This is a genomic window from Streptomyces sp. NPDC056835 (assembly GCF_042789485.1).
Lineage (GTDB): Bacteria > Actinomycetota > Actinomycetes > Streptomycetales > Streptomycetaceae > Streptomyces.
This window is the reverse complement of record NZ_JBHUBB010000004.1, coordinates 94,541-119,298: the sequence shown is the minus strand read 5'-3', so window position 1 is coordinate 119,298 and position 24,758 is coordinate 94,541. Positions and strand designations below refer to the sequence as shown.

21 protein-coding genes are annotated in these 24,758 nt (G+C 70.5%); 7 read left to right on the top strand and 14 right to left on the bottom strand.

Annotated elements, in window-relative coordinates; genetic code table 11:
• Nucleotides 1–74 precede the first annotated feature (74 nt).
• From ACFRMN_RS06310 to ACFRMN_RS06300, 3 genes are all read right to left on the bottom strand, one after another.
• On the bottom strand, nt 75–1,079 hold the full coding sequence (locus ACFRMN_RS06310; RefSeq protein WP_383014093.1) for an N-acetylglucosamine kinase: 1,005 nt from the start codon (nt 1,077–1,079) through the stop codon (nt 75–77).
• A gap of 65 nt (nt 1,080–1,144) precedes the next feature.
• The gene (locus ACFRMN_RS06305; RefSeq protein WP_249948842.1) at nt 1,145–1,822 is read right to left on the bottom strand and encodes a uracil-DNA glycosylase; all 678 of its coding nucleotides are present in this window, start codon (nt 1,820–1,822) and stop codon (nt 1,145–1,147) included.
• A 165-nt stretch (nt 1,823–1,987) separates the two neighbouring features.
• Entirely contained in the window at nt 1,988–3,067 is a 1,080-nt protein-coding gene (locus ACFRMN_RS06300; protein ID WP_383014090.1) for an NADH:flavin oxidoreductase/NADH oxidase, read from the bottom strand.
• Between the two features lie 194 nt (nt 3,068–3,261).
• On the opposite strand from ACFRMN_RS06300, the gene ACFRMN_RS06295 reads away from it, so the two are divergent.
• Nucleotides 3,262–3,630 carry an ArsR/SmtB family transcription factor gene (locus ACFRMN_RS06295; RefSeq protein WP_383014087.1) on the top strand — a complete coding sequence of 123 codons (369 nt, stop codon included), beginning with the start codon at nt 3,262–3,264 and terminating at the stop codon, nt 3,628–3,630.
• Nucleotides 3,631–3,807: 177 nt separating this feature from the next.
• The gene (locus ACFRMN_RS06290; RefSeq protein ID WP_383014083.1) at nt 3,808–4,689 is read left to right on the top strand and encodes a DUF6214 family protein; all 882 of its coding nucleotides are present in this window, start codon (nt 3,808–3,810) and stop codon (nt 4,687–4,689) included.
• Nucleotides 4,690–4,716: 27 nt separating this feature from the next.
• Here the strand turns inward: ACFRMN_RS06290 and ACFRMN_RS06285 are convergent, their stop codons facing one another.
• A complete protein-coding gene (locus ACFRMN_RS06285) occupies nt 4,717–5,385 on the bottom strand; it encodes a DUF305 domain-containing protein (protein ID WP_383014080.1) in 669 nt (222 codons plus the stop codon).
• 176 nt (nt 5,386–5,561) lie between these two features.
• Between ACFRMN_RS06285 and ACFRMN_RS06280 the strand changes: the two genes are divergently transcribed.
• Nucleotides 5,562–7,058, top strand: a complete 1,497-nt coding sequence (locus ACFRMN_RS06280) for an LVIVD repeat-containing protein (RefSeq protein WP_383014077.1) — start codon at nt 5,562–5,564, stop codon at nt 7,056–7,058.
• Here ACFRMN_RS06280 and ACFRMN_RS06275 read toward each other — a convergent pair.
• The 5 genes from ACFRMN_RS06275 to ACFRMN_RS06255 all read right to left on the bottom strand — a co-directional run bounded on the left by ACFRMN_RS06275 (nt 7,034) and on the right by ACFRMN_RS06255 (nt 11,098).
• Complete coding sequence (locus ACFRMN_RS06275) at nt 7,034–7,687, bottom strand: TetR/AcrR family transcriptional regulator (RefSeq protein ID WP_383014075.1); 654 nt, start codon at nt 7,685–7,687, stop codon at nt 7,034–7,036. The genes ACFRMN_RS06280 and ACFRMN_RS06275 overlap by 25 nt on opposite strands.
• A gap of 215 nt (nt 7,688–7,902) precedes the next feature.
• Nucleotides 7,903–8,613 carry an HAD family hydrolase gene (locus tag ACFRMN_RS06270; RefSeq protein WP_383014072.1) on the bottom strand — a complete coding sequence of 237 codons (711 nt, stop codon included), beginning with the start codon at nt 8,611–8,613 and terminating at the stop codon, nt 7,903–7,905.
• Between the two features lie 19 nt (nt 8,614–8,632).
• A complete protein-coding gene (locus ACFRMN_RS06265; RefSeq protein WP_383014069.1) occupies nt 8,633–9,334 on the bottom strand; it encodes a phosphatase PAP2 family protein in 702 nt (233 codons plus the stop codon).
• 33 nt (nt 9,335–9,367) lie between these two features.
• Nucleotides 9,368–10,303, bottom strand: coding sequence for a M56 family metallopeptidase (locus ACFRMN_RS06260; RefSeq protein ID WP_383014066.1), 936 nt, complete (start codon nt 10,301–10,303; stop codon nt 9,368–9,370).
• 207 nt (nt 10,304–10,510) lie between these two features.
• Nucleotides 10,511–11,098, bottom strand: a complete 588-nt coding sequence (locus ACFRMN_RS06255; RefSeq protein ID WP_383014063.1) for a DUF5134 domain-containing protein — start codon at nt 11,096–11,098, stop codon at nt 10,511–10,513.
• 350 nt (nt 11,099–11,448) lie between these two features.
• Between ACFRMN_RS06255 and ACFRMN_RS06250 the strand changes: the two genes are divergently transcribed.
• Nucleotides 11,449–12,723, top strand: a complete 1,275-nt coding sequence (locus tag ACFRMN_RS06250) for a glycoside hydrolase family 71/99-like protein (RefSeq protein WP_383014061.1) — start codon at nt 11,449–11,451, stop codon at nt 12,721–12,723.
• A 64-nt stretch (nt 12,724–12,787) separates the two neighbouring features.
• On the opposite strand, the gene ACFRMN_RS06245 is transcribed toward ACFRMN_RS06250, so the two are convergent.
• From ACFRMN_RS06245 to ACFRMN_RS06225, 5 genes are all read right to left on the bottom strand, one after another.
• A complete protein-coding gene (locus ACFRMN_RS06245; RefSeq protein ID WP_383014058.1) occupies nt 12,788–15,055 on the bottom strand; it encodes an ROK family protein in 2,268 nt (755 codons plus the stop codon).
• Nucleotides 15,048–18,401 (bottom strand): alpha-mannosidase, encoded by a 3,354-nt coding sequence (locus tag ACFRMN_RS06240; protein ID WP_383014054.1) that lies wholly within the window; start codon nt 18,399–18,401, stop codon nt 15,048–15,050. Before ACFRMN_RS06240 ends, ACFRMN_RS06245 begins: the two co-directional genes overlap by 8 nt.
• Before the next feature lie 195 nt (nt 18,402–18,596).
• Nucleotides 18,597–19,676 carry a Gfo/Idh/MocA family protein gene (locus ACFRMN_RS06235; RefSeq protein ID WP_383014051.1) on the bottom strand — a complete coding sequence of 360 codons (1,080 nt, stop codon included), beginning with the start codon at nt 19,674–19,676 and terminating at the stop codon, nt 18,597–18,599.
• Nucleotides 19,661–20,329 carry a ThuA domain-containing protein gene (locus ACFRMN_RS06230; protein WP_383014048.1) on the bottom strand — a complete coding sequence of 223 codons (669 nt, stop codon included), beginning with the start codon at nt 20,327–20,329 and terminating at the stop codon, nt 19,661–19,663. The genes ACFRMN_RS06235 and ACFRMN_RS06230 overlap by 16 nt, the downstream gene beginning before the upstream one ends.
• A 163-nt stretch (nt 20,330–20,492) precedes the next feature.
• Nucleotides 20,493–21,278: an IclR family transcriptional regulator gene (locus ACFRMN_RS06225; protein ID WP_383014045.1), complete on the bottom strand. Its 786-nt coding sequence runs from the start codon at nt 21,276–21,278 to the stop codon at nt 20,493–20,495.
• Between the two features lie 169 nt (nt 21,279–21,447).
• Between ACFRMN_RS06225 and ACFRMN_RS06220 the strand changes: the two genes are divergently transcribed.
• From ACFRMN_RS06220 to ACFRMN_RS06210, 3 genes are read left to right on the top strand one after another with little or no spacing between them, the layout of a single operon-like run.
• On the top strand, nt 21,448–22,824 hold the full coding sequence (locus tag ACFRMN_RS06220; RefSeq protein ID WP_383014042.1) for an ABC transporter substrate-binding protein: 1,377 nt from the start codon (nt 21,448–21,450) through the stop codon (nt 22,822–22,824).
• Nucleotides 22,821–23,741 carry a carbohydrate ABC transporter permease gene (locus tag ACFRMN_RS06215; protein ID WP_383014039.1) on the top strand — a complete coding sequence of 307 codons (921 nt, stop codon included), beginning with the start codon at nt 22,821–22,823 and terminating at the stop codon, nt 23,739–23,741. Before ACFRMN_RS06220 ends, ACFRMN_RS06215 begins: the two co-directional genes overlap by 4 nt.
• The gene (locus ACFRMN_RS06210) at nt 23,738–24,652 is read left to right on the top strand and encodes a carbohydrate ABC transporter permease (RefSeq protein WP_383014036.1); all 915 of its coding nucleotides are present in this window, start codon (nt 23,738–23,740) and stop codon (nt 24,650–24,652) included. The genes ACFRMN_RS06215 and ACFRMN_RS06210 overlap by 4 nt, the downstream gene beginning before the upstream one ends.
• Nucleotides 24,653–24,758: the final 106 nt, after the last annotated feature.

The following is a 24,758-nucleotide window of genomic DNA, read 5'->3' as shown; positions in this document are numbered from 1 at the left end:
TGTGGGCGCGGCTGTTCGGGGAGGGGGCAGTCGCGAACCATCTGTCCTTATTTATCCGTTAGGTGTTTTTCTGCTCATCCATCCTGTTCTGTCAGGACGTTCAGCAGGCGCGCGTCGTACGGCAGCCGGAGCGCGTCCGTGGCGAGCGCCCCCGCGATGAGCAGCGCCCCGCCGAGCGGATCGGCCCCGGCGGACACGGTCGTGGCATGCGGCAGTTGACCGGCCAGCTCGGCGCGCAAGGGCACGAGCAACGGGTCACCAAGTCCGAACAGCCCTCCTGTGAGGGCGACTTCGCACGCACCCGACGGCGGACAGACCGCCGCGGCGGCCTCCGCGATATGCCGCGCGGCCGTCGAGAGGATGCCCTCCGCGACGGGATCGCCGGCCGCGCACCGGGCCACCTCCGGCGCGAACGAGGCGAGTACCGCGGGCCGGTCGGTACGCGGATAGAGGAGTCCCGGCAGCTCGGGAGCGGGCCCGAAAACCGCTTCCATCCTGGACAGCAGTGCGGGCGATCCGCCGCGTCGTCCGTCGTACGCCCGCATGGCGGCTTCCAGTCCCGCCCGGCCGATCCAGGCGCCGCCGCCGCAGTCACCCAGCAAATGACCCCAGCCGTCGGCGCGCTGCCAGCCGGTCAGGTCCGTGCCCAGCGCGATCATGCCCGTACCGGCAGCGACGACCGCGCCGGGACGCTGACCGAGCGCTCCCGCGTACGCGGTGACCGCGTCCGCCGCGAGCGCGAGCCGCCGTACGCCCAGGGAACGCTCAAGTGCCGGGGGCAGTTCGGCGCGCAGTCCGTCCCCGAGAGTCGCCATCCCGGCCGCGCCGATGGCGACAGCGGACAGGACGCCCCGGCCCGCGCCCGCGCCCGCGCCCGCCTCGGCCAGCAGCGTGTCGACCGCGGGCAGCAGCCTGGCGAGCAACTGTCCGGCGTCGATGCCCGAGGAGCCCGTGCGCACCGGCTCGGTGGAGGCGGTGGTCGCGACCGTCGTCACGCCCGCGGTCCCGTCGGAGGCCGTCGAGCCGAGCGCGAACCGCAGCCCCGAGCCTCCCGAGTCCACACCCAGCACCCAGCTCATCGACCCGCCCAGCTCATCGGCGCATCCAGCTCATCGGCCTCAGCGGGCTCACGCGGGCGTCCGTCTCATGGCAGCCGCCAGTCCACCGGCTGCGCCCCCTGGCCGATCAGCAGGTCATTGGCCCGGCTGAACGGACGCGAGCCGAAGAAGCCGCGGTCCGCCGACATGGGGGAGGGGTGGGCCGACTCGACGGCCGGGTAGTCCCCGAGCATCGGGCGGCAGTTACGGGCGTCACGCCCCCACAGGATGGAGACCATCGGCTTGCCGCGCGCGACCAGAGCGCGAATGGCCTGCTCGGTCACCTCTTCCCAGCCCTTGCCGCGGTGCGCCGCGGGCTTGCGGGGCGCTGTCGTGAGCGCCCTGTTGAGCAGCAGCACTCCCTGCCGCGTCCAGGGAGTCAGATCGCCGTTGGAGGGGCGGGACAGCCCCAGATCCGTATGCGCCTCCCGGAAGATGTTCTCCAGACTGCCGGGCAGGGGCCGTACCTCGGGCGCCACCGAGAAGCTCAGCCCCACCGCGTGCCCCGGGGTCGGATAGGGATCCTGTCCCACGATCAGGACCCGCACCTCGTCGAACGGCTGCTGGAAAGCGCGCAGCACATTCGGTCCGGCCGGCAAGTACGTGCGCCCGGCGGCGATCTCCGCGCGCAGGAAGTCACCCATCTCGGCGATGCGCCCGGCCACGGGGCCCAGGGCATCCGCCCATCCGGGCTCGACGATTTCGTTCAAAGGTCGTGCTGCCACGGGGTGCCACTCTACTGGTGCGCACGGCGCGCTTTCGCACACACCCGTCAACCCGCCACCGGCGGACGGAGTTTGCCCGGCCGACCCGGACGCGGTGACCGCGCGAGTGGATCCCGCGAGGCGGCCCGGGCCGACAGCGGCTCCCGGAGTGAACGTCCGCGCGGATCAGACGGCCCGGTGGTACTGCTGCGGGGTGTGCACGCGCCCGCCCAGCTCACCGGCGGCGCGGCGGGCCCAGGACGGGTCGCGCAGCAGCTCCCTGCCGAGCAGTACGGCATCGGCCTCACCGTTGGCGACGATCTTCTCGGCCTGCTCGGGCTGGGTGATCAGACCGACCGCCGCCACGGGAAGCCGTGTCTCGGCCCGGACCCGGGCAGCGAACGGCACCTGGTAGCCGGGACCGACCGGAATACGTACGCCCGAGGCGTTGCCACCACTGGACACATCCAGCAGATCCACGCCGTGCGCCAGCAGTTCGTCCGCGAGGCGCACCGTGTCGTCAACGCTCCAGCCCCCCTCGTCCAGCCAGTCGGTGGCGGAGATCCGGAAGAAGAGCGGCAGCTCGTCGGGCCACTCGGCGCGTACCGCGTCCACGACCTCCAGCGCGAACCTCGCGCGGTTCTCGAAGGAGCCGCCATAGGCGTCCGTGCGCCGGTTGCTGTGCGGCGAGAGGAACTGGCCGATCAGATAGCCGTGCGCGCCATGCACCTCGACGATCTGGAACCCGGCCTCCCTGGCCCGCCGCGCCGCCGCCGCGAACTGTCCGACGATCTCCTTGATCTGCTCCACGGACAGTTCCGCGGGCAGAAGATGGCCCTCCGCGAAGGGCAGCGCGCTGGGCGCCAGCGGCTCCCACCCGTGGCCCTCGGCGCCGACGGGACCGCCACCGTTCCATGGCCGGTCGGTCGACGCCTTCCGCCCGGCGTGCGCGAGCTGAATACCGACGACGGTGCCCTGCGCGGCGAGGAAGCGGGTGATCCGGCGGAACGCCTCGACCTGCGTGTCGTTCCAGATCCCGAGGTCGGCGGGGCTGATACGGCCCTCCGGGCTGACGGCCGTGGCCTCGACGAGGATCAGTCCGGTGCCGCCGGTGGCCCGCGCCGCGAGATGGGAGAAGTGCCAGTCGTTCGGCACACCGGTGTCCGGACCCGTCTCGTCCGCGGAGTACTGGCACATGGGCGCCATCCAGACCCGGTTGGGGATGGTCAGGGACCGCAGGGTGTACGGCTCGAACAGTGCGCTCACGGCGGACTCCATTCGGAACGTGAGGGATCGGAACGTGACGGACGGGCCGCCGCCTCGGAGCGAGACCGGCCGATATCTCGTACGATACCCATCGTAGTAAGGCGAATGTCAAACTACGAGAAGTCTCGTACAATGAGATCTCGCCGATGGAGTGCGATGTACGCGATGAGCACAAACGCGATGAAGACTTACGGATGAAGTGGAGCCCCGCCGTGACCGCCGTCACCAGTACACGTGAACTCGCTCACCCCTCGTGCGCGGAGATCCGTCTGGAGGGCGTGCTCCACGCACTCTCCGACCCCCTGCGGCTGCGGATCGTCCGTGAGCTGGCTGTGGCGGACGACGAGCTCTCCTGTTCGCATTTCGAGCTGCCCGTCAGTAAATCCACCACCACCCACCATTTCCGGGTGCTGCGTGAGAGTGGCGTGATCGAGCAGAACTACCGGGGGACGGCCAAGATGAGCGGACTGCGCAGGGAGGACCTGGGCCGTCTCTTCCCCGGTCTGCTCGACAGCGTCCTGGGCGCGGCCACCGCGCAGGCGGCCCGCCTCGGTGGCAGCTGATCCGGTGATCCGGGAGATCGGTCACGGTTGATCCGATGAGCCGACAGGGTGCCGTACACATCGGCACGTGCGCGCCATGACAAAAAGGGTGGATTGCCTGATTAAGTTGTGAATGTGTCGGAACATAAATTGATTTCCGCCCAGGAACCTCATGAGCACGACGCCTACCCATGGCCCATGTGGGAAGTGCAGGGGCACGGCACCGTCACCGGGGCCGGGGACCCCAGGGACGGCGCCGCGCGGCGCGAGATCCTGCCGCCCTGGGTCGATATCAGGCTGACCTTCGCGGACGGTGCGCGGATCGATGTGCTCGCGGTGGTACGTGACGGCAGGATCGCCATCGAGGACGCGCAGGCCGATCCGCCGCTCGCCCTGGACGGCTTCGCGGCGCTCGCCGAGGCGATCGAGGCGCCGCTCCACAACGCCTGTCAGGTGGTCGCCGGCCGACACCGGCCCCCCGCGCCCCAGCCCGTCGACGCTGGAGTTCCCGTCGACGCCCCGGTCGCCCCGGTCGCCCCCGTCACCTCGGTCAGCCCGCTCACCCCAGGTTCCGGTGAGGGATCGCCACCGCTGCCCGAGGGGCCGCTGTCACCGGAGGAGACAAAGCCCGACGCCGAGTCGGTGCCCGCCCACGCGTCCGGCCCCGCGCCGCTCGCGCCGGAGGGGGCGGCCGAGCAGCAGGCCGAGTGGCCCGCCGAGGAGCCGGCGCCGGAGCGAGCCCCGGACCCCGCCCCGGCCGCGTCGCCGGAGCACGAGCCCGAGCCGACGGACGCGCGGGCCATCGCGCAGGCCGCGGGGCAGACCACCGCGCAGGCCGCCACGCCGGAAGCCCCACAGGAACAGGACCGGCCCGGCCGGCACCGCGCCCGTCCTTCCCTCCCGCGCGGCAGCGCCGCCCGGCAGGGCGTCGCCGAGATCTACCGTGCCGCCCAGCAGGCGGGCCAGGACCCGGTGCTCGCCGTGATGTCCGCCACCGGGTTCAGCCGCCGCAAGGCGCTGAGGCTTATCGCGGGCGCCCGCGACGAGGGTCATCTGACGCCCCGTCACCACCGGCGCTGACCAGAAGCGTTCGCCCCGTCCGCCACGTCACATGGCGCGCATGCGGTTCATCTCGGACGTCTGCTGTGAGATGACGTCGTTCGCCATCTCCCCGACCTGGATGTTGTTGCCCTCCGACAGCGCCTCGGTGGCCATGGTGATCGCCCCCTGGTGGTGAGTGATCATCAGCTTGAGGAACAGCTCGTCGAAGGCCTTGCCCTTCGCCGCCCGCAACTGCGTCAGTTGGGCCTCGGTGGCCATTCCGGGCATCGTGCCGTGGTCATGGCCCTGCTGCTTCTTCGCCCCGCCGTTGTTCTTCAGCCAGGCTTCCATCATGCCGATCTCCGGCTTCTGCGCGTCGGCGATCCGCGACGCGAGCCGCTTCACCTGCTCCGAGTCCGCCCGCTCCGGGACGAGTCCGGCCAGGTCCAACGCCTGCCCATGATGCACGATCATCATCTGCGCATAGCTGAAATCAGCGGAGTTGGGGGTGTTGTCCGGCGCCGCCTTCAACGCCTCCTCGGCGGAGAGCGTCTTCGCGGGCTCGCCCGGCTTCCCGGGGGCAACCACCCCAGCGCCCTTGGCCGCGTTGGTCTTTGCCGCGCCCGCGCTGTCGTCGCCTCCCGATTCGCAGGCGCCCAGGGCGAGTACGGCGGCGGCGACGGCCGCCGCGACGACGGACCGGCGAACACGCGGACTCCGGTGGCGGATCAACACGGCGACCTCCTGCGGCACATGGTGTGGTGGAACATTTCCTAGCACGCTTCTGGCTACGAGTGATCAAAAACTTTCATTACATCTCTGTTGCCATCTGTTGAGATGTACATGAGAGGGACGATACTGCCGAGGTCCGTGACCCGTTCTCTCTGAACGGGGATACAAGGGAGGACGTAGTGAGCTTGTTCCACACCACCCGCGTGCGGCGCAGACGTCTGGGCGTGGCGGCAGCCGCGGCCGGGCTCTTCGCCACTCTGCTGGCCGCTGGTCCGGCGGTCGCCACACCCGACCCCGGTGACGGCCAGGCCAAGGAGAAGATCTCCAGCAGCCAGGCCGCCGAGGTGAAGTCAGCCATCCAGAACGGCGAGATACCCGGCGTGGACGAGATCGTCCACAGCCCGAACATCAGTCATCTCGCCAATGTGCCCAAGGACTTGATCAAGGGGACCAACTCGGACCTCGCGTTCCAGGGCAAGTACGCCTTCTCGGGCAACTACGACGGCTTCCGGATCTTCGACATCAGCAACCCGAAGTCCCCCAAGACCGTCGCGCAGGTGCTTTGTCCCGGATCGCAGAACGACATCTCGGTCTCGGGCGATCTGCTCTTCCTCTCCACCGACTCCTCGCGCAGCGACAACTCGTGCAACAGCACGACGCAGCCCGCCACGGAGAAGTCGTCCTGGGAGGGCATGAAGATCTTCGACATCAGCGACAAGCGGAACCCCAAGTACGTCGCCGCTGTCGAGACCGCGTGTGGTTCACACACCCACACGCTGGTGCCGGAGCGCAAGGACGTCTACATCTACGTCTCCTCGTACTCGCCCAGCGCGTCGTTCCCGGACTGCCAGCCGCCGCACGACGGTATCTCCGTCATCAAGGTGCCGCGCAAGTCCCCGGAGAAGGCCGCGGTCGTGAACTTCCCGGTGCTCTTCCCGCAGGGCGGAAACCCGGGAGCGCCCACCAACCCGGGTGTCTCGGCGACCACCGGCTGCCACGACATCACGGTGCTGCCATCCAAGGACCTGGCCGCCGGTGCCTGCATGGGTGACGGCATCCTGTTCGACATCAAGGACCCGGAACACCCCAAGGTGATCGACCAGGTCCAGGACAATGTCAACTTCGCGTTCTGGCACTCGGCCACCTTCAACCAGGAGGCCAACAAGGTCGTCTTCACCGACGAGCTGGGCGGCGGTGGCTCTGCCACCTGCAACGCCGAGATCGGTCCGAACAGGGGCGCCGACGGCATCTACGACATCGTCGGCAAGGGTGACAAGCGCAAGCTCGTCTTCCGCAGCTACTACAAGATCCCCCGCTACCAGGCGGACACCGAGAACTGCGTCGCCCACAACGGCTCGCTGATCCCGGTCAAGGGCCGCGACATCATGGTCCAGTCCTGGTACCAGGGTGGCGTCTCCGTCTGGGACTTCACCAACTCCTCGAAGCCGAAGGAGATCGCGTACTTCGAGCGCGGTCCGATCTCGGCCGAGACCATGGTCGGCGGGGGCACTTGGTCCTCGTACTACTACAACGGCTACATCTACTCGAACGACATGGTCAAGGGCTTCGATGTGCTCAAGATCGACGACCGCCTGACCGATCCGGCGAAGCGGGTACGGATGTCCGAGCTGAACGTGCAGACGCAGCCGGACTACTTCGACCGCTCAGGCCACTGAAGGATCATGTCCTGACTCGTTCCGCCGGACGGGCAGCCGTCCGGCGGAACGCCGAGTTCCCACTCCAGCCCGTAGCGCTGGAACAACTCGGCCCGCAGCCGTGGCAGCGGCATCGGCGCGCCCGGCATCAGAACGGCGAAGACCGCGCCCATCAACAAGGCGCGCAGCAGCGGATAATCGCTGTCCGGGTCCCGTGAGCCGTACCGTTCCACCGTCTCCCGCAGCAGCCCCGCGAGCCGCTGCTGCTCCGGGCACTGCACGAACCCCTCGGCCTGAAGAATGCCGGCCATATGAGTCCGCATCAGGACGGGGCTGTCCTCGGTGAGTCCGAGAATGGCGTCGATCGCCCGTGCCAGCAGCTCCCCGCCGTCGTCCGTGGCCGGTTCGCGTTCCAGGGCCGCCTGGAGCGTGCGGTGCATCAGCCGGTGCACGGCGGATTGCAGCAGCTGTCGCTTCCCCGGGAAGTAGTACGAGACGAGACCGCGCGCGGAACCCGCCCGGTCGGCGATATCGGCGAGCGTCGTGGCCTCGTAACCGCGTTCGGCGACCAACTCGACCGTCGCCTGAAGCAACCGCTCACGTGAGCGCCGACGGAGCTCTTCATTGACCGATGCGCTCCGCGGGGACATGCTTTACTCCTGCGTTGACTGGCTCTGAGCCAATATACTCAGTGCGTCCCGTCGCGGACCCTTCCGGGCCTGGTCAGCGGGGCTGTCGCCTGCCTTGGGCGACGCGGGGGATCGTCCAAGGCAGGCGGTTTCCGCATGCCCGGACGGCGCCGCGGCGCCCGTTTCGGGCCCCGGGGCCGCCCGTTTGCGGCTTCGTTCACGGCTCTGTTACGGGTCTATCGCACCGGTCCCCGGCTCGCCAGGGCGATAACGGGCCGCAGTCCCGCCGGACGCTCCTCGACCGGCAGATGGTCCACGAAATGGACCGAGCAGCCCAGCTCCGCCGCCCCGCCGTCCGCCCCGCGGTCGTCGCCGACCATCAGCACATCGTGCGGATCCTGCCCCAACTCCTCGCAGGCCGACCGGAACAGCCGCGGGTCGGGCTTCTGGATACCGTGCTCGTACGAGAGCACATACGCGTCGACGAACGCGTCCAGGCCATGGGCACGGAAGACCGGACGCAGATCCCAGCCGATATTGCTGACCACCGCGATGCCGATGCCCTCGCGCCGCAGCGTGCCGAGCACCTCGGCGGCGTCGGTGTACGGACGCCAGGCGTCCGGCGTCATATGACGGTCGTAGAGCGCGTCGTACAGGACCGGGCTGGGCAGCTTCACCTGCCGGGCGAGCCCGGTGTACGCGGCGCGGTGGCTCCCGGCGCTCTCGTCGCGGGTGGCCCACAGCTCGGCCAGGTGCGACGGCACCCGCTCCGGTGAGGAGCCACCGGGCAGCGCGCCCGCGACGGCCAGTCGCATCGCGTAGCGCCGCACCTCGTCGGGGGGTACGGCGATGCCCGCCTCGTCGAGCACGGCACGCAGCCAGGAACTCGCGGATTCGATACGGAAGAGGGTTCCGGAGAAGTCGAAGAGCACACCCTTGAAGGTCATACGTACGATCCTCGCCGGGTCACCGCTTTCTGGACAAGGTCACGCGCCCGTACACCGAGACCGAGAACGCGACCAGACAGCCACCGAAAAGCCACCCGCCGATTACGTCCGCGCTCCAGTGCACCCCCAGCCACAGCCGGGTCAGGCCCGCCCCGGCCACCGATACGGCCGCGACGACGACCGCCGTACGCCAGGGCCACCCGCCGGCCCCGTGACGCCGTACCAGCCACAGCAGCAGCCCGCAGGTCACCGCGGCGGTCATGGCGTGTCCGGAGGGGAACGCCGCGAACTGCGCGGAGTCGACCGGGTCGGGCCACCGCGGGCGCTCACGCCCGATCGCGGCCTTCGCTCCCTGGGAGACGGCCGCGCCCAGCGCCGCTGTTCCGGCCGTCCACAGCGCGAGCAGCCGCTCACGCCGCAGCCACAGTGCGATCACGGCCACCGCGGTCAGCAGCCGCATCGTCCAGGGATCCCAGACCCAGTCGGTGAGCACCCGGTTGATCCAGGTCATGCCCGGTTCGGCCACCGCGTGGCGGTGCAGTTCCTCCGCGACCCACCGGTCGAAGGAGAACAGCGGACCCCACTCCGCGACGACGAGGGCGGTCAGCACCGCGGAGAGGACGGCCAGCAGCGTGGCCACCGAGCCCGCTCTGGTGAGGCCGGCGCGCGGGGGACGGGCCGGGGGCGGCGGGGAGACCATGGAGGGCGAGGGCGAGGACATGGGGTGATCCTCGCGCACACGGCGCGCGGGGGGCTATCCCAGGGCGCGAAGCGCCGGTACGAAAGCGACCAGCAGCGGCACCACCGGCACCAGCGCCGCCGCCGCGGTCAGCCGCAGCCGACGACCGGCGGTGAGCCGGGGTACGGGCGACAGCAGCCGGTTCACCCGCTGCGGCAGTTGCGCGTCAGGGGTGGTGCCGGGCCCGAACACCCCGCGGTCCTCGTTCAGTTCGACCAGCGCGAGCGCGATCGTCAGCCGCCCGAAGCGCCGTGAGGCGACATCGTCGGCGGCCAGTTCGACCAGCCGGTGCATCTCGTCGCGGAACGCGGCGAAGACCGGCACCTGCGGGAATCCGTTCGCCAGCGCCCCCGAGCAGTGCAGCAGCCAGTCGTGTCTGGCGCGCGCGTGGCCCTGCTCATGGGCGAGTACGGCATCGAGCTGACGCCCCTTCAGGCGGCGCAGCGCGGCCGTGGTGATGACCAGTTGGGGCGCGGCGCCCGGCAGCCACCACGCGCCGGGGCGTTCGCCCTCCAGGACCACCAGCGGCTCGTCGCGCGGTTCCTCGCCGGGCAGCGCGGGGGAGCGTACGAGCAGTTCCCTACGGCGCTGCCGGCGCCGGCGGCGGGCCCGGTGGATCTCACGGGCGAGCATCGCGGCCGTCCAGAGGCCACCGCTGGCCAGCAGTACGGCCAGTACGGCGGTCCACGGCCCGTGCGAACCGAAGGCGTAGGCCTCCACGACCGCGCGCGGGGCGGGCGCGAAGACATGGCCGCGGACGAGCAGCCAGGAGGCGGCCGCGCTGAAGATCATGGAGAGCGCGAAGCTCAGCAGCACGGCCGCCACGACGCACTGCCACACCCAGAGCGCCACCACGGGCTCGCGCTCCGGCCAGTCGGCGCGCGACAGGAGCCGCGGGGCGACGACGGCGGCCAGCGCACCGAGCGACAGCAGTGCCAGGGAGACCAACATGGTCACCAGAGTATGAGGGGAGCGCTACTCAGGGTATGTCCTTACCCGGCAAGTGACCCACGACACGTTTCGGCGCGGTCGCCGCTGATCTTCCGGGATCGCCACGCCCGGCCAGGGCCGGCGGGAACTGATCTGCCGGGACCGATCTGCCGGGACCGTACGGTCGGGAGCGCTCGGCCGGGACCGCGCGGCCGGGACCAGCCGCGCTCAGAGCGTGAGCAGCATCGCCAGCATCGCGATACCCATGGAGAGGCGGCAGACCAGCGCCAGCTCGGGCCGCTCGCCCCAGCCCGCCAGGGCCGTACCGGCACCCCCCTCGGGGCCCGCGGTGGCGGGGACCGGCAGCAGCCGGGCGCCCGCCCACAGCACATAGCCGGCGTAGTAGACCAGCAGCACGCCGGTGAGCAGTGGCGCTCCGCTGCCCGTGCCCGCCGCCCCCGCCACCGTGTGCGCGCTGTGCGCCCCCGCAGGAGCGACGGTCATGACCCCGGCCATATAGACCATCGCGAGCATCCCCAGCAGATGATGCAGCCGGTGTCCCCTTCCGCCGGCCCGCAGGAGCGTGTGGAGCGCAGCCCCGCCGAACACCACCACGTATCCCGCCCAGACCCACCGGGGCGGCGTCAGTACGGCGGCGGGCACCGCCATGGCCGCCATCCCGAACCCCATCAGGGCCTCGCCGCCCACCGAACCGCGCTGTTCGCCCACGCTGTCGCGCAGCCGGAGCAGGCAGTAGCTCCCGGCCGCCGCGCAGAGCGCGACGAGCAGCCAGCTGGACATCGCAGGTCCGTGCATCGCACCTCCCCCGTCAACGGACTCGTCCAGGGGATGCCCGGCACCGCCGATGCGCATACGAGCGCAGAGGGACACAGGGGGAGCGCACCGGGGGTCACGGGTCCGGCGGGGCAACGCCGTTCGGTCATTCACATTTCGCTGGAAACGGAAAGCGTAAAGAAAATCGGCTGACACGCCCTCGCTTATTCCGTTCGAATTCCTGGTGCGCGTGGACTTGTGGTGACGGTAGCGCCCGACTACTTTGCGAAGGCGTGCCCTTGGGGGCCGGGCGGACTGCCGCCGCCTGTAAATCCCCCCACTCCCGAGGGCTTTGCGCATTCTGGCAGATATCGAGTGGGAGGCATTCCCCCATGCATATGTCACGACGGTCGGCCCTCGCGTCCGCGCTGGCGGCCTCGGCCGCCATCGCCGGCGTCGGCGCAGCCCAGCAGGGTGCGTCGGCCTCCGAACCGCGTCGCCGAGCACAGTTGGGACCCACCGCCAGTCCCCCCGGTGATGTGGTCGGCAAAATCACGGTGGGCTACCAGGGCTGGTTCGCCTGTACCGGTGACGGCGCCCCCATCAATGGGTGGTGGCACTGGAGTCAGAACATGAGCCAGCCGCCGTCGCTCAGCAATACCACCATCAAGTCGTGGCCGGACATGCGGGAATACTCACGCGGTTACCCCACCGCCTACCCGAACCTGAACAGCGGCCAGCCCGCCACACTGTTCTCCTCCTGGGACCAGCAGACGGTCGACACGCACTTCCGCTGGATGCGGGAGAACAACTGCGACACGGCCGCGCTCCAGCGCTTCAACCCCTTCAGCCCGGAGGGCCCGACCCGGGACGCGATGGCGCAGAAGGTGCGCCAGTCGGCCGAGGCCAACGGCCGCAAGTTCTACATCATGTACGACGTCACCGGCTGGACGTCCATGCAGTCCCAGATCAAGGAGGACTGGACGTCGAAGATGAGGGCGCACACCGCGTCCAGCGCCTACGCGAAGCAGAACGGCAAGCCGGTGGTGTGCATCTGGGGCTTCGGCTTCAACGACCCCGGCCGGCCCTTCGCGCCCGCGCCGTGCAAGGAGGTCGTGGACTGGTTCAAGGCCCAGGGCTGCTATGTCATCGGCGGCGTGCCCACCCACTGGCGCAACAGCACGGACGACTCGCGCCCCGGCTTCCAGGACGTGTACCGCGCGTTCAACATGATCTCGCCCTGGATGGTCGGACGGATCGGCAACGTCGCCGACACCGACCGGTTCTTCCGCGACGTCAACACCCCCGACCAGGCGGAATGCAACGCCCGCGGCATCGACTACCAGCCGTGCGTGATGCCGGGCGATCTCCAGGAACGCCACCGCGCCCACGGTGACTTCATGTGGCGGCAGTTCTACAACATGGTGCGGGTCGGCGCGCAGGGCATCTACATCTCCATGTTCGACGAGTTCAACGAGGGCAACCAGATCGCGAAGACCGCCGAGACCGGTGCGCAGGTGCCGTCCGGGTCGGGTATCTGGGCGCTGGACGAGGACGGCACCTCCTGCTCGTCCGACTACTACCTGCGGCTGACCGGCGACGGCGGCCGGATGCTCAAGGGCCAGATCGGGCTGACGGCCACCAGGCCCACCCCGCCCAGGATCTGACGCCACATCACACGACGGGCGATGACGTACGGGCCGCCGGGACATCCCCGGCGGCCCCTCCGTATCAGCCGGCCGGCAGATGCCGTGCCCGGCTCTCCCGCCCCCGTAGCCGGGGGGTGAATGTCGCGTGGAAGATGGTCGACGCCGCCCCCACCGCGGCGGCCTCCGCGCTCAGCACGGACGGCTCGACCGCGACCCGCCGCAGCCGTCTGGCCGTCGGGAACGCGTTGACGGTACGGGCGATCTCGTCCAGATAGAAGTCGGCGACGTCCTCGGTGAAGAAGGGGCCGCCGAGCACGATCAGATCGATGTCCAGCAGATCGACCATGCCCAGCGCCCCCCGCCCCACCGCCTGCGCGACCTCGCGTACGGCCGCCGCCGCCGCGGGGTCGCCCGCCGCGGCGGCCTCGCCCACCGCCAGGTACGCGGCGGTGCTCCCCGACGTACCTCCCGGCGCGGCCGGTACGGGACGCATCCCGCCCCGTACCGCGAGCTCCGGCACGGACACCGGCGGATTGCACTCCGGAAGGATCTCCGGTCTGCCGTCCTTGGCCAGCCGTCCCAGCGCGATGGCGCACAACTGGCCGAACTCCCCGGCGTTGGCGCTGATCCCGCGGTACAGATCGCCGTTGAGATAGAGCCCCGTACCGACGCCCGTACCGAGATAGAGATATGCGAAGTCCCTGGCCCTGCGGTCGCGCCCGATCCACCGCTCGCCGGCCGCCGCCGCGGTGGAGTCCTTCTCCATCAGGACGGGGCACGGGAAGTGGTCCTGGAGCAGATACAGCAGCGGCAGATCACCCCAGGCCGACATCAGCGGCGGTCCGAGCACCGTGCCCGACGCGATGTCGACCGGTCCCGGCACGGCGACCCCGACCCCGAGGAAGCCGTCCTCCCGTACCGACCCGCGCGCCTCCGCCAGTGTCTCCCGGCCCAGCGCGGCCACCCGTTCGACGAACTCCGCGGGATCGATGTCGGCGCTCACGGGCCGGGTGCGGGTACGGACGATCGCGCCGTCGAGGTCGATGACGACCGCGGTGAGCACTTCGGGGTCGATATGGATACCGAGCGCGTGGGCGGCTGTCCCGCAGAGCCGCACCGGCGTACGGGGTTTGCCCGAGGTGGCGCGCAGCTGGGCGTCCTCGATGAGGATGCCCCGGTCAAGCAGCGAGCGGGCGATCCGGGAGACCGACTGCTGGGTGAGGCCCGTGCGGTGGGCGATCTCGCCCCGGGTGATGGTGCCGGAGAGCCGTACCGTCTCGATGACCACACACTCGTTGAACGACCCCAGATCGATCTGGTTGACCCCGCTCCAGGACTGGCTTCCCGCCGTGCTGTCCGTGCGGCGGTCCGTGCCGGGATGGCCCGCGACGTTCTCACGCAGCCAGCGCACCGCGGCGCACGGGGTGTCGGGCCGCGCCGTCGCGTAGCGTTCCAGCTCGGCCGCCAGATCGAGATAGACGCGCCGCGAGGACTCCGGATGGCTCGTGCTGTCGAGCGCGATCATGGCCCGGAGGAAGGTGCGCCAGGTCGAGCGTGCTGGTATCCGATGTTCCGTCACCAGTCCTGGGGGTATGTCCTGTTGACGTAAGCCGCCGTCGTCCACCGTCTCCCGGAGCGTGATGGCGTGCAGCCCGAGGTCCGGATGGCTGCGGCCCGCCTCGGCCAGATACTCCGCCAGTCCGCCGTACGCCGGTGAGGAGTCGTCCGCAGTGCGAGCCGTCGCCGCCGTCAGCGCGGCCTCCACCGCCCGGTCGAGTCCGGCCAGTACGTCCGTGCCGAGCACGGTCCCCGCGGCGGACTGCCGGGGCGCCCCCTGCCGGGTGCCCGCCAGGAGCACGGCGCGCCACGGGTCCACGTACAGGCCCATCACCCAGACCTCGCCGCTGGGCAGCGGTGGCCTGGTCGGTACGGACGGAGCGGGGGTCTCGTCGGGGGAGAGCCGCCAGCGCCGCCGGATCCCCGCGACCGTGGCGTGCGAGAGGCCCAGCTCCCGGGCGACCGCGCGCGAGGCGCCGCTGCCACCGGGGGCCAGCAGCGTACGGGTGACGACCTCCGCCTCGTCCACGGTGGCGGGCCGGCCGGTGCGCGGGCGCCGGCCGAGGCCGTCGATTCCCGCGCTCGTCCAGCGCTGCCGCCAGGTACCAACCGTCTGCCGGGACACGCCGAGCCGACGGGAGATCTCGGCGTCGCGCAGCCCGTCGGCGGCGAGGAGGACGACACTCGCCCGGATCGCGAGCGGGCCGCCCTCCTCGGCCCAGCGGTGCAAGACGGCCCGGTGCTCCGGGGGCATAGAGCCGACCGGGCCGTCGTCCTGGGGGGCCTCAGGCACCAGTGCCTCCTCCGGCCCGGCGGCGTGCCGGGGTACGGCCCGTGGCCGAAGCCGTACGGACCGCCGTCGTACGGACCGCCGTCGTACGGACCGCCGTCGTACGGACTTCCCCTGTGCGGTCCGCCGCCGGGCGGTCCCCGGGCGTCAGCCGCAGCGTCAGGATCTGGAAGGGCCGCAGCGCCAGCGCGACCGAGCCGTTCTCGTACGGGCGCGCCGCGACCGGCTCCTCCAGGAGGTCCGTCTCGCACACCGATGCCACCGGGAAATCGGCGGAGAGCGCCGTACGTGCCCGGCCGCCGCGCGACTCGTAGAGCCGTACGACCACATCTCCCGAGCGGTCGTCGGCGAATTTCACCGCCTCCACGATCACATCGGGATCGTCCACCGAGATCAGCGGCGGCGCGGCGGATCCCGCGGCCACCGAAGGCCCGGGGCGCAGCGGCAGATTGACGGCGTACCCCTCGGCGATCGCGTCACCGATCCCCGCCGCCGGGCGTACCGCGTGCCTGAAGCGCTGCGGCCCCCGGTCGGCGTGCGGGTCGGGGCTGTGCGCGGCGCGCAGCAGGGTGAGCCGTACGGTGGTGGTCGTACCGGCGTCCTCGCGGGTGTGGCGCGAGACGTCGTAGCCGTAGGTGGAGTCACCGGCCAGCGCCACGCCCCAGCCGTGCTCGCCCACATGGATCCAGCGGTGCGCCCATAGCTCACAACGGGCCCCGTCCCCACCGGAGTTCTCGTGGGTGGGGCGCGCGACATGGCCGAACTGGATCTCCGCGCTGCTGTGTTCGGCATGTACGTCGAGCGGCCAGACCGCTTTGAGGAGAGTGTCACGCTCGCGCCAGTCGACCTCGGTGTCGATCACGAGGGACCGGCCCCCGGCGGTCAGCGAGAGCGTCTGCTCGATCGTGGACCTGCCGGTGTTCCGTACCACCCGGACGGCCGCCAACAGCGGTCCCCGGGCCGTCACTTCGACCGAGTCGGCCCCGTCGAGGTCGCGGAACACCTCGCGGTGGCGGGCGTCCAGGTTCCGGGCACTCCAGCGCGGCGGGTCGTCGCGGTGCAGCCGCAGCAGATTGCCCGCCGCTCCCGGCGCGATGGCCTCCCGGCCGGTGGCGAGGTCCAGCACGGAGCGTACGAGCCCGTCGGCGTCGACATGGATCCGCAGCAGTCCGTTGTCCAGCAGCCGCCCGCCCCCGTCCGCGGGCCGCACGGTCACCGGCGCGATCCCGGCGGGCCCCGGAAGGACCGCGCCGCCGGGCTCGGAGAGGACCGTACCGGTGGGCTCCGAGAGGACCGCACCGCGGCCGAGGGCCGGCGCCTCGGCCAGTACGGCTACCCGTCCACCGGCCAGCCGCTGACCGCCGCCCGCCGGCCGGTCCTGGTCCAGGACCACCACCTCGCGGCGCGCCAGCGGGCCCGCGTTGAAGACGGACACGCCTGCGGTGTCGCCGCCGTCGGACGCTCCCACCGCCCGGCGGATCAGCCGCTCCAGACGGCGGTGGACCTCGCGGTGGAGCTGTTCGGCCTCCTGATGTGCCCAGGCGGTCGAGGTGCCGGACAGCAGATCGTGGCTCTGCTGGAGCAGGACCTTCTTCCACAGGGTGTCGAGTTCGTCGTACGGATAGGGGACGCCGTCCCGGACGGCGGCGGTCGCCGACCACAACTCGGCCTCGCGCAGCAGCGATTCGGCGCGGCGGTTGCCGCGCTTGGTGCGCGCCTGGCTGGTGTAGGTGCCGTGGTGGGACTCCGGGCGGAACTCACCGCGCCACACCGGCGCGTCCGGATACGCGTCGAGGGCGTCCCGGAAGAAGTGCCCGGGATGCCGGCTCCCGACGCGCGGCGAGCCTTCGAGATCGGCCAGTCGGCGGGCGCGCTCCAGTGTCTCGCGGGTGGGGCCGTAACCGTCGGCGCCGCCGAGGGGCAGCAGGGAGCGGGCCGCGGCGCCCTGGCCGGCGAACTCCTTCGCGACGTCGGCCAGTTCCCCGCCCGACAGTTCGCCCGGAGTGAGGGCGGAGCCGGACGGGAAGTGGCTGAAGACACGGGTGCCGTCGATGCCCTCCCACCAGAAGGTGTGGTGCGGTACGGGGCCGGAGCTCTCCGCGAGGAACCAGCGGGCTCCGGCGAGCACCGCCAACTGCGGGAACGCGGCGCTCAGTCCGGAGGCGCCGGGCAGCCAGGCACCGTCGGTGTCGGTGCCCAGCTCCTCGCGGTAGAAGCGGCGGCCCTGGACGAACTGGCGGGCCAGCGCCTCGCCGCCGGGCAGATTCCCGTCGGCTTCGGCCCACATGCCGCCGACCGGGACCCAGTTGCCGTCGGCGACGGACTTGCGCACCCGCTCGAAGACATGCGGATGGCGGTCCTTCATCCACGCGTACCGCTGGGCGGAGGGCGCGGCGAGTGTCAGTTCCGGGTACTCCTCGGCCAGCGCGGTCATGGTGCTGAAGGCGCGGGCGGTCTCGCGTACGGACTCGCGCGCCGGTCCCAGCCGGGCCGCTCCCAGGGGCGCGCGGCCGACGGCGGCGACGGTGTGCGCGGACTCGTGCGCGCGACGGGCCAGTACGGGGGCGAGGATCCGCCGGGCGTGCGCGGTGGTCCCGGCGACATCGCGTGGATCGACGGCGTCCACGGCCTCTTCGAGGGCCCGCAGGATGGCGTACCGGCGGGGCAGCTCCGGCGGGAGCGCGCGCGTCAGACCCTCCAGGACATCGATGTCATGGATCAGCTGCCAGATGCCCTCGTCACGTACGGCGAGATCGGCGCGGAGCAGCCGGTACAGGGGCTCGTCCCCCGCGGTGACCGGGTCCCCGTACCGCGCACCCGCGCCGGTGGCCGGGTCGATCGGCGGATTGGCGGCGGCTTCGACGAACAGCCGGACCTGCTCGCCGCCGCCCGCCCGGGCCGACACCGTCAGGGACCGGTGGCGCCGGTGCAGCCCCTGGAGAGGGATGCCGTGCGCGTCGTGGACGAGCCCCACGGCACGGCTTCCCGTGTCCGGGCCCTCGAAGCCCGAGCCGGGCTCGGAGCCGGTCTCGAAGCCGAGGTCGGAGCCGGTCTCGGAGACCGGCTCGAAGCCGAGGTCGAAGACCGCCTCCACCCGCTCGCCCGCCCAGCGCTGCGGGACGGCGGCGTGCACCTGGAACCAACTGGTGGACCAGGGACGGCCCCAGGCGTCGCCCACGAAGAACGGTGTGTAGTCGGCCCGGAGGGCCACATCGACGGGCACCGGCTCCCCGGGGATGTGCCAGGCACCGATATCCAGCGGAAGCCGCTCGGTGTACAGCGCGGGACGCAGACGGGCGGCGAGGAAATGACGGATCCGCGCCTCTCCGGACTTCCTGCGGTCATACATGGACGGCCCTTCCTGTCCAGCCAGTAACCGCCATGTAAAACCAGGTGTGTTATCAAGTCAACGGCTTTGCCTCTTCGTTCTTCTTCCTGGTGGTGACGGCCCGCATCGGAATTGTCAGTTAAATAAATTGACGAATCGCGAAGCCACCGGAAAGTAAGTGAATTGACAAGAGGCCGCATTGACGCCGGACGGCGCTCAGTGCCGTACCGGCTCCGGCCTGACGCAGCAGCTCTCCACCGGGAGCGCCCTGCCCTCCCGCGCCGAGTCGAGCAGCGTCAGCATGATGTCGAGGACATGGCGCGCCAGTTCGGCGGACGCCCGGTGCGGGCGGCCCGCGGCGAGCGACGTGGCCAGATCCGCGAGGCCGGTGCCGCGCCCCGCCCCCACATATCCGGCCGTGACCGGCAGCGCCTCCCACTCGCCGGTGCCCCGGTGCAGCTCGACCGTTCCGTCGAACCCGTTCGGGTCGGGGACGGAGAGCGAGGCCCCGGTGCCGTGCACCTCGATACGGGGCAGCCGGGCGGCCTGGATGTCGAAGCTCATCACCAGTGTGGTGAGGGCGCCGTTGGCGTGCCGCAGTACGCCCGTGACATGGGTGTCGACCTCTACCGCGAACCGTTCACCGGCCCGCGGCCCGCTGCCGATCTCCCGTTCGGTTCGCGGCCGGGATCCCGCGCCGGTGACCGTGATGACGGGGCCCAGCAGATGGACGAGCGCCGAGAGGTAGTAGGGACCCATGTCGAGCAGCGGCCCGCCGCCCCGCCGGTAGTAGAACTCGGGGTCCGGGTGCCAGCGTTCATGGCCGGCCGTGGTCATGAAGGCGGTCGCGGCGACCGGTGTGCCGATGAGCCCGTCGTCGACCGCCTTGCGGGCCGTCTGGACGCCCGTACCGAGCACGGTGTCGGGCGCGCAGCCGACGCGCAGTCCGGCCGCCTCGGCCGAGGCCAGCGTCCGGTCCGCCTCCGCGCGCGTGGCGGCCAGCGGCTTCTCCCCGTACACATGCTTGCCCGCGGCGAGCGCGGTCAGAGCGACCTCGGCGTGGACCGCCGGGATCGTCAGATTGAGTACGGCGTCGACATCGGGGCGTGCCACCAGCTTGGCCACCGAGCCGACGACCGCCGCGCCCGGCACCCGGGCGGCGGCCGTCGCGGCGCGGTCCTGGTCGAGATCCGTGACGGCCGTCAGCGTGACGTCCTCCAGCCGTTCCAGGGTGTCCAGATAGGCGCCGCTGATCTTGCCCGCGCCCACCATGCCGATCCTCAGCGGCTCGCCCACAGCAGTCCCCTCTCGGTGAGCACCCGTACCTCGGGCACATCGAAGTCGTCCGGTTTGTGGCCGATGGTGGAGACGAAGACCCGCCCCTCGCCACAGGTCCTGGTCCAGACCGCCGGCATGGTGACCGGCCGCGCCCGCTCCTCGTCGGCCGCGAACTCCGTGGTCGCCAGGACGTCGATCAGCGGGTCGGTGGCCAGCCAGTACTTCTCCGTATGGACACGGAAGTCGCTCAGTCCGGCGATCACGGGATGGTCGGCGCGCTCCTTGACCAGCGTGACCCCGTGGTCGGAGAAGCCGGGCGGATGCATCAGGAACTGTCCGCCGGTGAGGAGCTGGTAGCCGACATCGCCCCGGAAGGAGTCCACGATCCCGCCGTGCCAGCCGGCCAGTCCGGTGCCGGCCCGGACCGCCGCGGTGAGTCCGGCGCTCTGCTCGGCGGTGAGCTCGCCCATCGTCCAGCACTGGACCACCAGATCGGTGGCGGCGAGGAGCCCGGCGTCCGTGTAGACGTCCAGGGTGTCGGAGATCCGGATGTCATAGCCGCGGTCGCGGAGGAAGGGCAGGAACAGTTCCGTGATCGCGACGGGCTGGTGTCCCTCCCAGCCGCCACGGACCACCAGGGCCCTCCGGGCATCGGATGTCTCGGACGTCATGGTCGTTGCACACTCCCATCGGTGTTGCGCGCCCATCGGGGTTGCGCGGCAGGGGCCCAGCGAACTTCGCTGTACGGGTAGCGGAATGATGTACTGCCATCCGAACGTACGGAGAGGGAGATTTATTTGTCAACGACTCTACCAAATGGTCCGCCGTACGACGTCAGTGCTGCCCGAGCCGTTTGAGCAGAGTCCTCAGCGAGTGGGCCGCCTCGGTGACCGCGAGGGCGATCTCCTCGGCGCGGGCGTCGTCCATCCGGCTCTTGGGCGCCGAGCAGCTGATCGCGTCGCCGCCGCCGTGGCCGGTGCCGAGTGCCACGGCCACACACCGGATGTCCGGCGAGTTCTCCCCGTCGTCCATCGCCCATCCGCGCAGCCGCGTCTCGGACAACTGGCTCAGCAGCGCGTCCGGGTCGGTCACCGTGTCCGGAGTGAGCCGTTCCAGCGGCCAGTTGAGCCGCATCCTGACCTCGGCCGCGTCGTAGAGGGAGAGCATCGCCTTGCCCAGCGCCGTGGCGTGCGCTGGCAGTCGGCGGCCCACCGCCGAGTACATCCGCAGGGCATGCCGGGACTCACGTTTGGCCAGGTAGACGACGTCCGTACCGTCGAGCCTGCCCAGATGCACCGACTCGCCCGTCTCCTCGGCCAGCGTGTCGAGCACCGGGCCCGCGAGGCTCGCGACATCGTCGCCCTCCAGATAGGCCGTACCCGTCAACAGGGCCTTGAGGCCGAGGCTGTAGCGGGTGCCCGACGGATCCAGATCCACCCAGCGGCGCGCCTCCATCGTGCGGAGGATCGCGTGCAGACTGCTCTTGGGCACGGCCATCGTGCCGGCCAGCTCGGCGAGCGAGAGCCGGGCGCCTTCCGCGCCCAGCAGTTCGAGCACCTCAAGCACCCGAGCCGCGGACTTGACCTCTTCGGGCTTGCGCCCCCGCGCTGCTGCTGCCACCGATTCCACGGAACCTCCGCTTCTCGTACCGGCGCCCCTCGGCGAACCGGTCGGCACGAATCTCGACGTGCGTCTTGACGCTATATCACCCCAACCATAAGTTCAGTCACTCCAACGCCATTCGGCCTTCTGAACGGTTGATCCTTAGGTAGGGGCCATGCGTATACCTATGTCGAGGAATGTCCGGCTCGTGGCGGTCGCCGTCGCCACGGCGCTCTCGCTCACCACTCTCTCCGCCTGCGGCGGCTCCTCCGACTCCGGAGGGAACTCCACCTCACTGGAGATGTGGACCTTCAAGCAGTCCCATGTCGGCGCGTTGCGCAACGCCGCCGCCGAGTTCAAGAAGCAGACCGGTATCTCGGTCTCGGTCGAGGCCTACACACCCGACGACGCCTACACCACCAAGGTGCAGAGCGCCGCGAAGACCGGAGATCTGCCGGATGTGCTGGAAGTGCACTCCGACGGCGAGGACCGGGTCTTCGGCGCGGCGGGGATCCTCTCCGACCTCGCCGCCGACTTCACGGGCGACTGGGCCGGCCGTATCCAGGAGCCCGTGAGGGAGTCCGGACTCGTCACCGACCAGCGGTTCAAGGACTCGCAGCCGGAGGCCGCCAGGGACCACGGCATCGAGAAGGGCGCCCGCTACAGCGTGCCGCTCAGCGTCGGCACCTTCGGGATCGTCTACGCCAACAAGAAGATGCTCGCCGAGGCGGGCATCACCGAGCCGCCGGCCGACTGGGCGGGCTTCCTGGACGCCCTGAAGGCGACCACCGCCAAGAACCCGAAGACCGGTGGTTTGTCGCTCGGCCTCAAGGTCCAGGCCACCGGTCTGACCTGGGTCCTCCAGCCGCTGGCCTTCAGCCAGCTCGGGCAGCGGGGGTACGAGAGCCTGTTCGGCAAGGACCCGGGCGCCGACTTCGGCTCGCCCAACGGCATCAAGGTCCTGAGCATGTACGACCAGCTCACCCCGTACTGGATGCCGGGCAGCCAGTCCCTCACCATCGACCAGGCGGACCAGGCCTTCGCGCAGGGCAAGTCGGCCTTCAACATCGGCGGCACCTTCACCCTCGCCTTCCTCAAGCAGAACGGGATGAACCCCGACGACGTGTTCGCGTTCGGACTGCCCTCCCCGAAGGACGGCGCCGTCCCCGACCGCGCGCTCGGCCCGCTCGCGCTGACCAGCCTCAGCGTCGCCGCCACCAGTGAGCAGCCCGACAACGCCAAGAAGTGGCTGGAGTTCCTTTCCGGCAAGGACGTCGCCGCGCGCTTCGCCAAGGACGCCTCCGATGTCCCGGCCACCGAACTCGGCGCCGACTCCGCCGCCGTACTCGGCCCGGCGCTCTCCGCCATGGTCGACAGCTTCAAGGGCACCGAGCGGAACACCTACGATCCCAGCCGCGGCAACGAGTTCCGCGCGCCGGGTTACGAGCAGGACGACGCGGGCGCGATCCTCGCCGACCTCACCCCGCTGGGGCAGCAGTCCGTCGAGCAGACGGCGAAGAAGCTCCGCGAACTCAACGCCTCCTACTGGGCGGCGGCGCGGTGACGACGGCTCCCCGCCGGCGCATCCGTCCGTACGAGACGCTCACCGGATACCTCTTCGTCGGCCCGGCGGTGGTCCTGTTCTGTGTGATGGGCCTGTACACCGTCGGATACGGCTTCGCGCTCAGCTTCGCCACCTGGAACGGCTTCACCCCGAACTGGACCTGGGTCGGTCTTGACAACTACGCCGATCTGCTGTGGCGCAGCCCGGTCTACGCACCGCGGGTACGGCACGCGGCGGTCAACACCCTCTGGGTGATGATCGCCGCCCCCGCCCTCACCGTCGCGGTCGCCTTTCCGCTGGCCGTGCTGCTCAACCGGGTCAAGCGGTTCCGGTCGGTGCTGCGCTCGGTGTACTTCCTGCCCTATGTGACCAGCGGGGTCGCGGTCTTCTTCGCGTGGCAGTACATCCTCCAGCCGGACGGCGCGGTCAACTTCCTCCTCGACGGTCTGGGGCTCGGCTCCCTCCAGCAGCCGCAGGGCTGGCTCGGCAATCCGGCCACCGCCATGCCCACCATGATCGTGGTGACGGTCTGGGGCCATGTTCCGGTCGCGATGCTGCTGTATCTGACCGGTCTGCAAGGGATCGACCGCAGCGTGCTGGAGGCCGCCGAACTGGACGGCGCCGGCTGGTGGCGTACCAACGCCTCGGTGGTCTGGCCGCTGGTGCGGCCCATCACCGCCATCGTCGTGCTCCTCAATCTGCGGGAATCGCTCCAGGGCTTCCAGACCTTCCTGGTGATGACGAACGGCGGCCCCGGTGACCACACCAATGTGCTGGGCCTGGAGGCGTACCGCCTGGCGTTCCTCAAGAATCTCGCGCCCACCCTGGGGCTCGCCAGTGCGCTCGGCTGGATCCTGTTCGCCGTCGCGCTGGTCCTCGCCCTGATCAATCTGCGAGCGCTGCGGAGCAGAACATGACCTCGCCCACCATGAAAGCCCGTCCCGGTCCCTCTGCCGAGCCCGGTCCGCCCGCCGAGCCCGGTCCGCCCGACGAGAGCCGGGCGCGCACCCGCCGGCTCGTCGCCCGTACCGTCGTCGGCGTACTCCTCGGTCTCTACGGACTCGTCAGCGTCTACCCGTTCCTCTGGATGGTGTCCGCCGCCTTCAAGGACCAGATCGAGGTCGTGCGCGGTGGGCATCTGATCCCGGACAACCCGACGTTCGACACCCTCGTTGCCACCTGGAACAAGCTGCACTTCTTCGACTTCTTCCTGAACAGCCTGCTGGTCACCGCCTATACGGTGGTGCTGACGCTGGTGATCTACGCGGCGGCGGGCTACGCCTTCGCCGTGCTGCGCTTCCCCGGCCGGGGAGCCCTTCAGAAGCTCTTCGTCTCCCTGCTGTTCGTGCCCGGCATCACGGTGATGCTGCCGATCGTGCTGCTGGAGAACAAACTGGGCATTCTCGGTACGCACTTCGGACTGGTGCTGCCCTTCGTCAACGGCGGCGCCCCCCTTTCGGTGCTGCTGATGACCGGCGCCTTCCTCGCCGTCCCCAGTGAGCTGCGCGACTCCGCGCGCGTCGACGGGGCGAGCGAGCTGCGGATCTTCACCGGCGTCTATCTGCCGCTGGCCAGACCCGCGTTGATCACGGTCGCGCTGCTGACGGCGATCCCGACCTGGAACGAGTTCCTGCTCACCCGGGTCTCCCTGAACGATCCGTCCACGTACACCCTGCCGCTGGGACTCCAGTACCTCTCCGCGGAGAACGTGCCGCACTACAACAATCTGATGGCGGGCGCGCTCATCGTGGTCATCCCGGTGATCCTGCTCTTCCTCAGCCTCCAGCGGTACTTCGTCAACGGGCTGGTCGGGGCGGTGAAGGGCTGACGCGGGACTTCGGACTGAGAGGCCGCGCGGAGAGGTGGGGCGGCGTCGCGTGCCGATGGGCGGCGCCCGTCGGCGTTGTCGTCGGGCGCCGACTCCCCCACAGCCT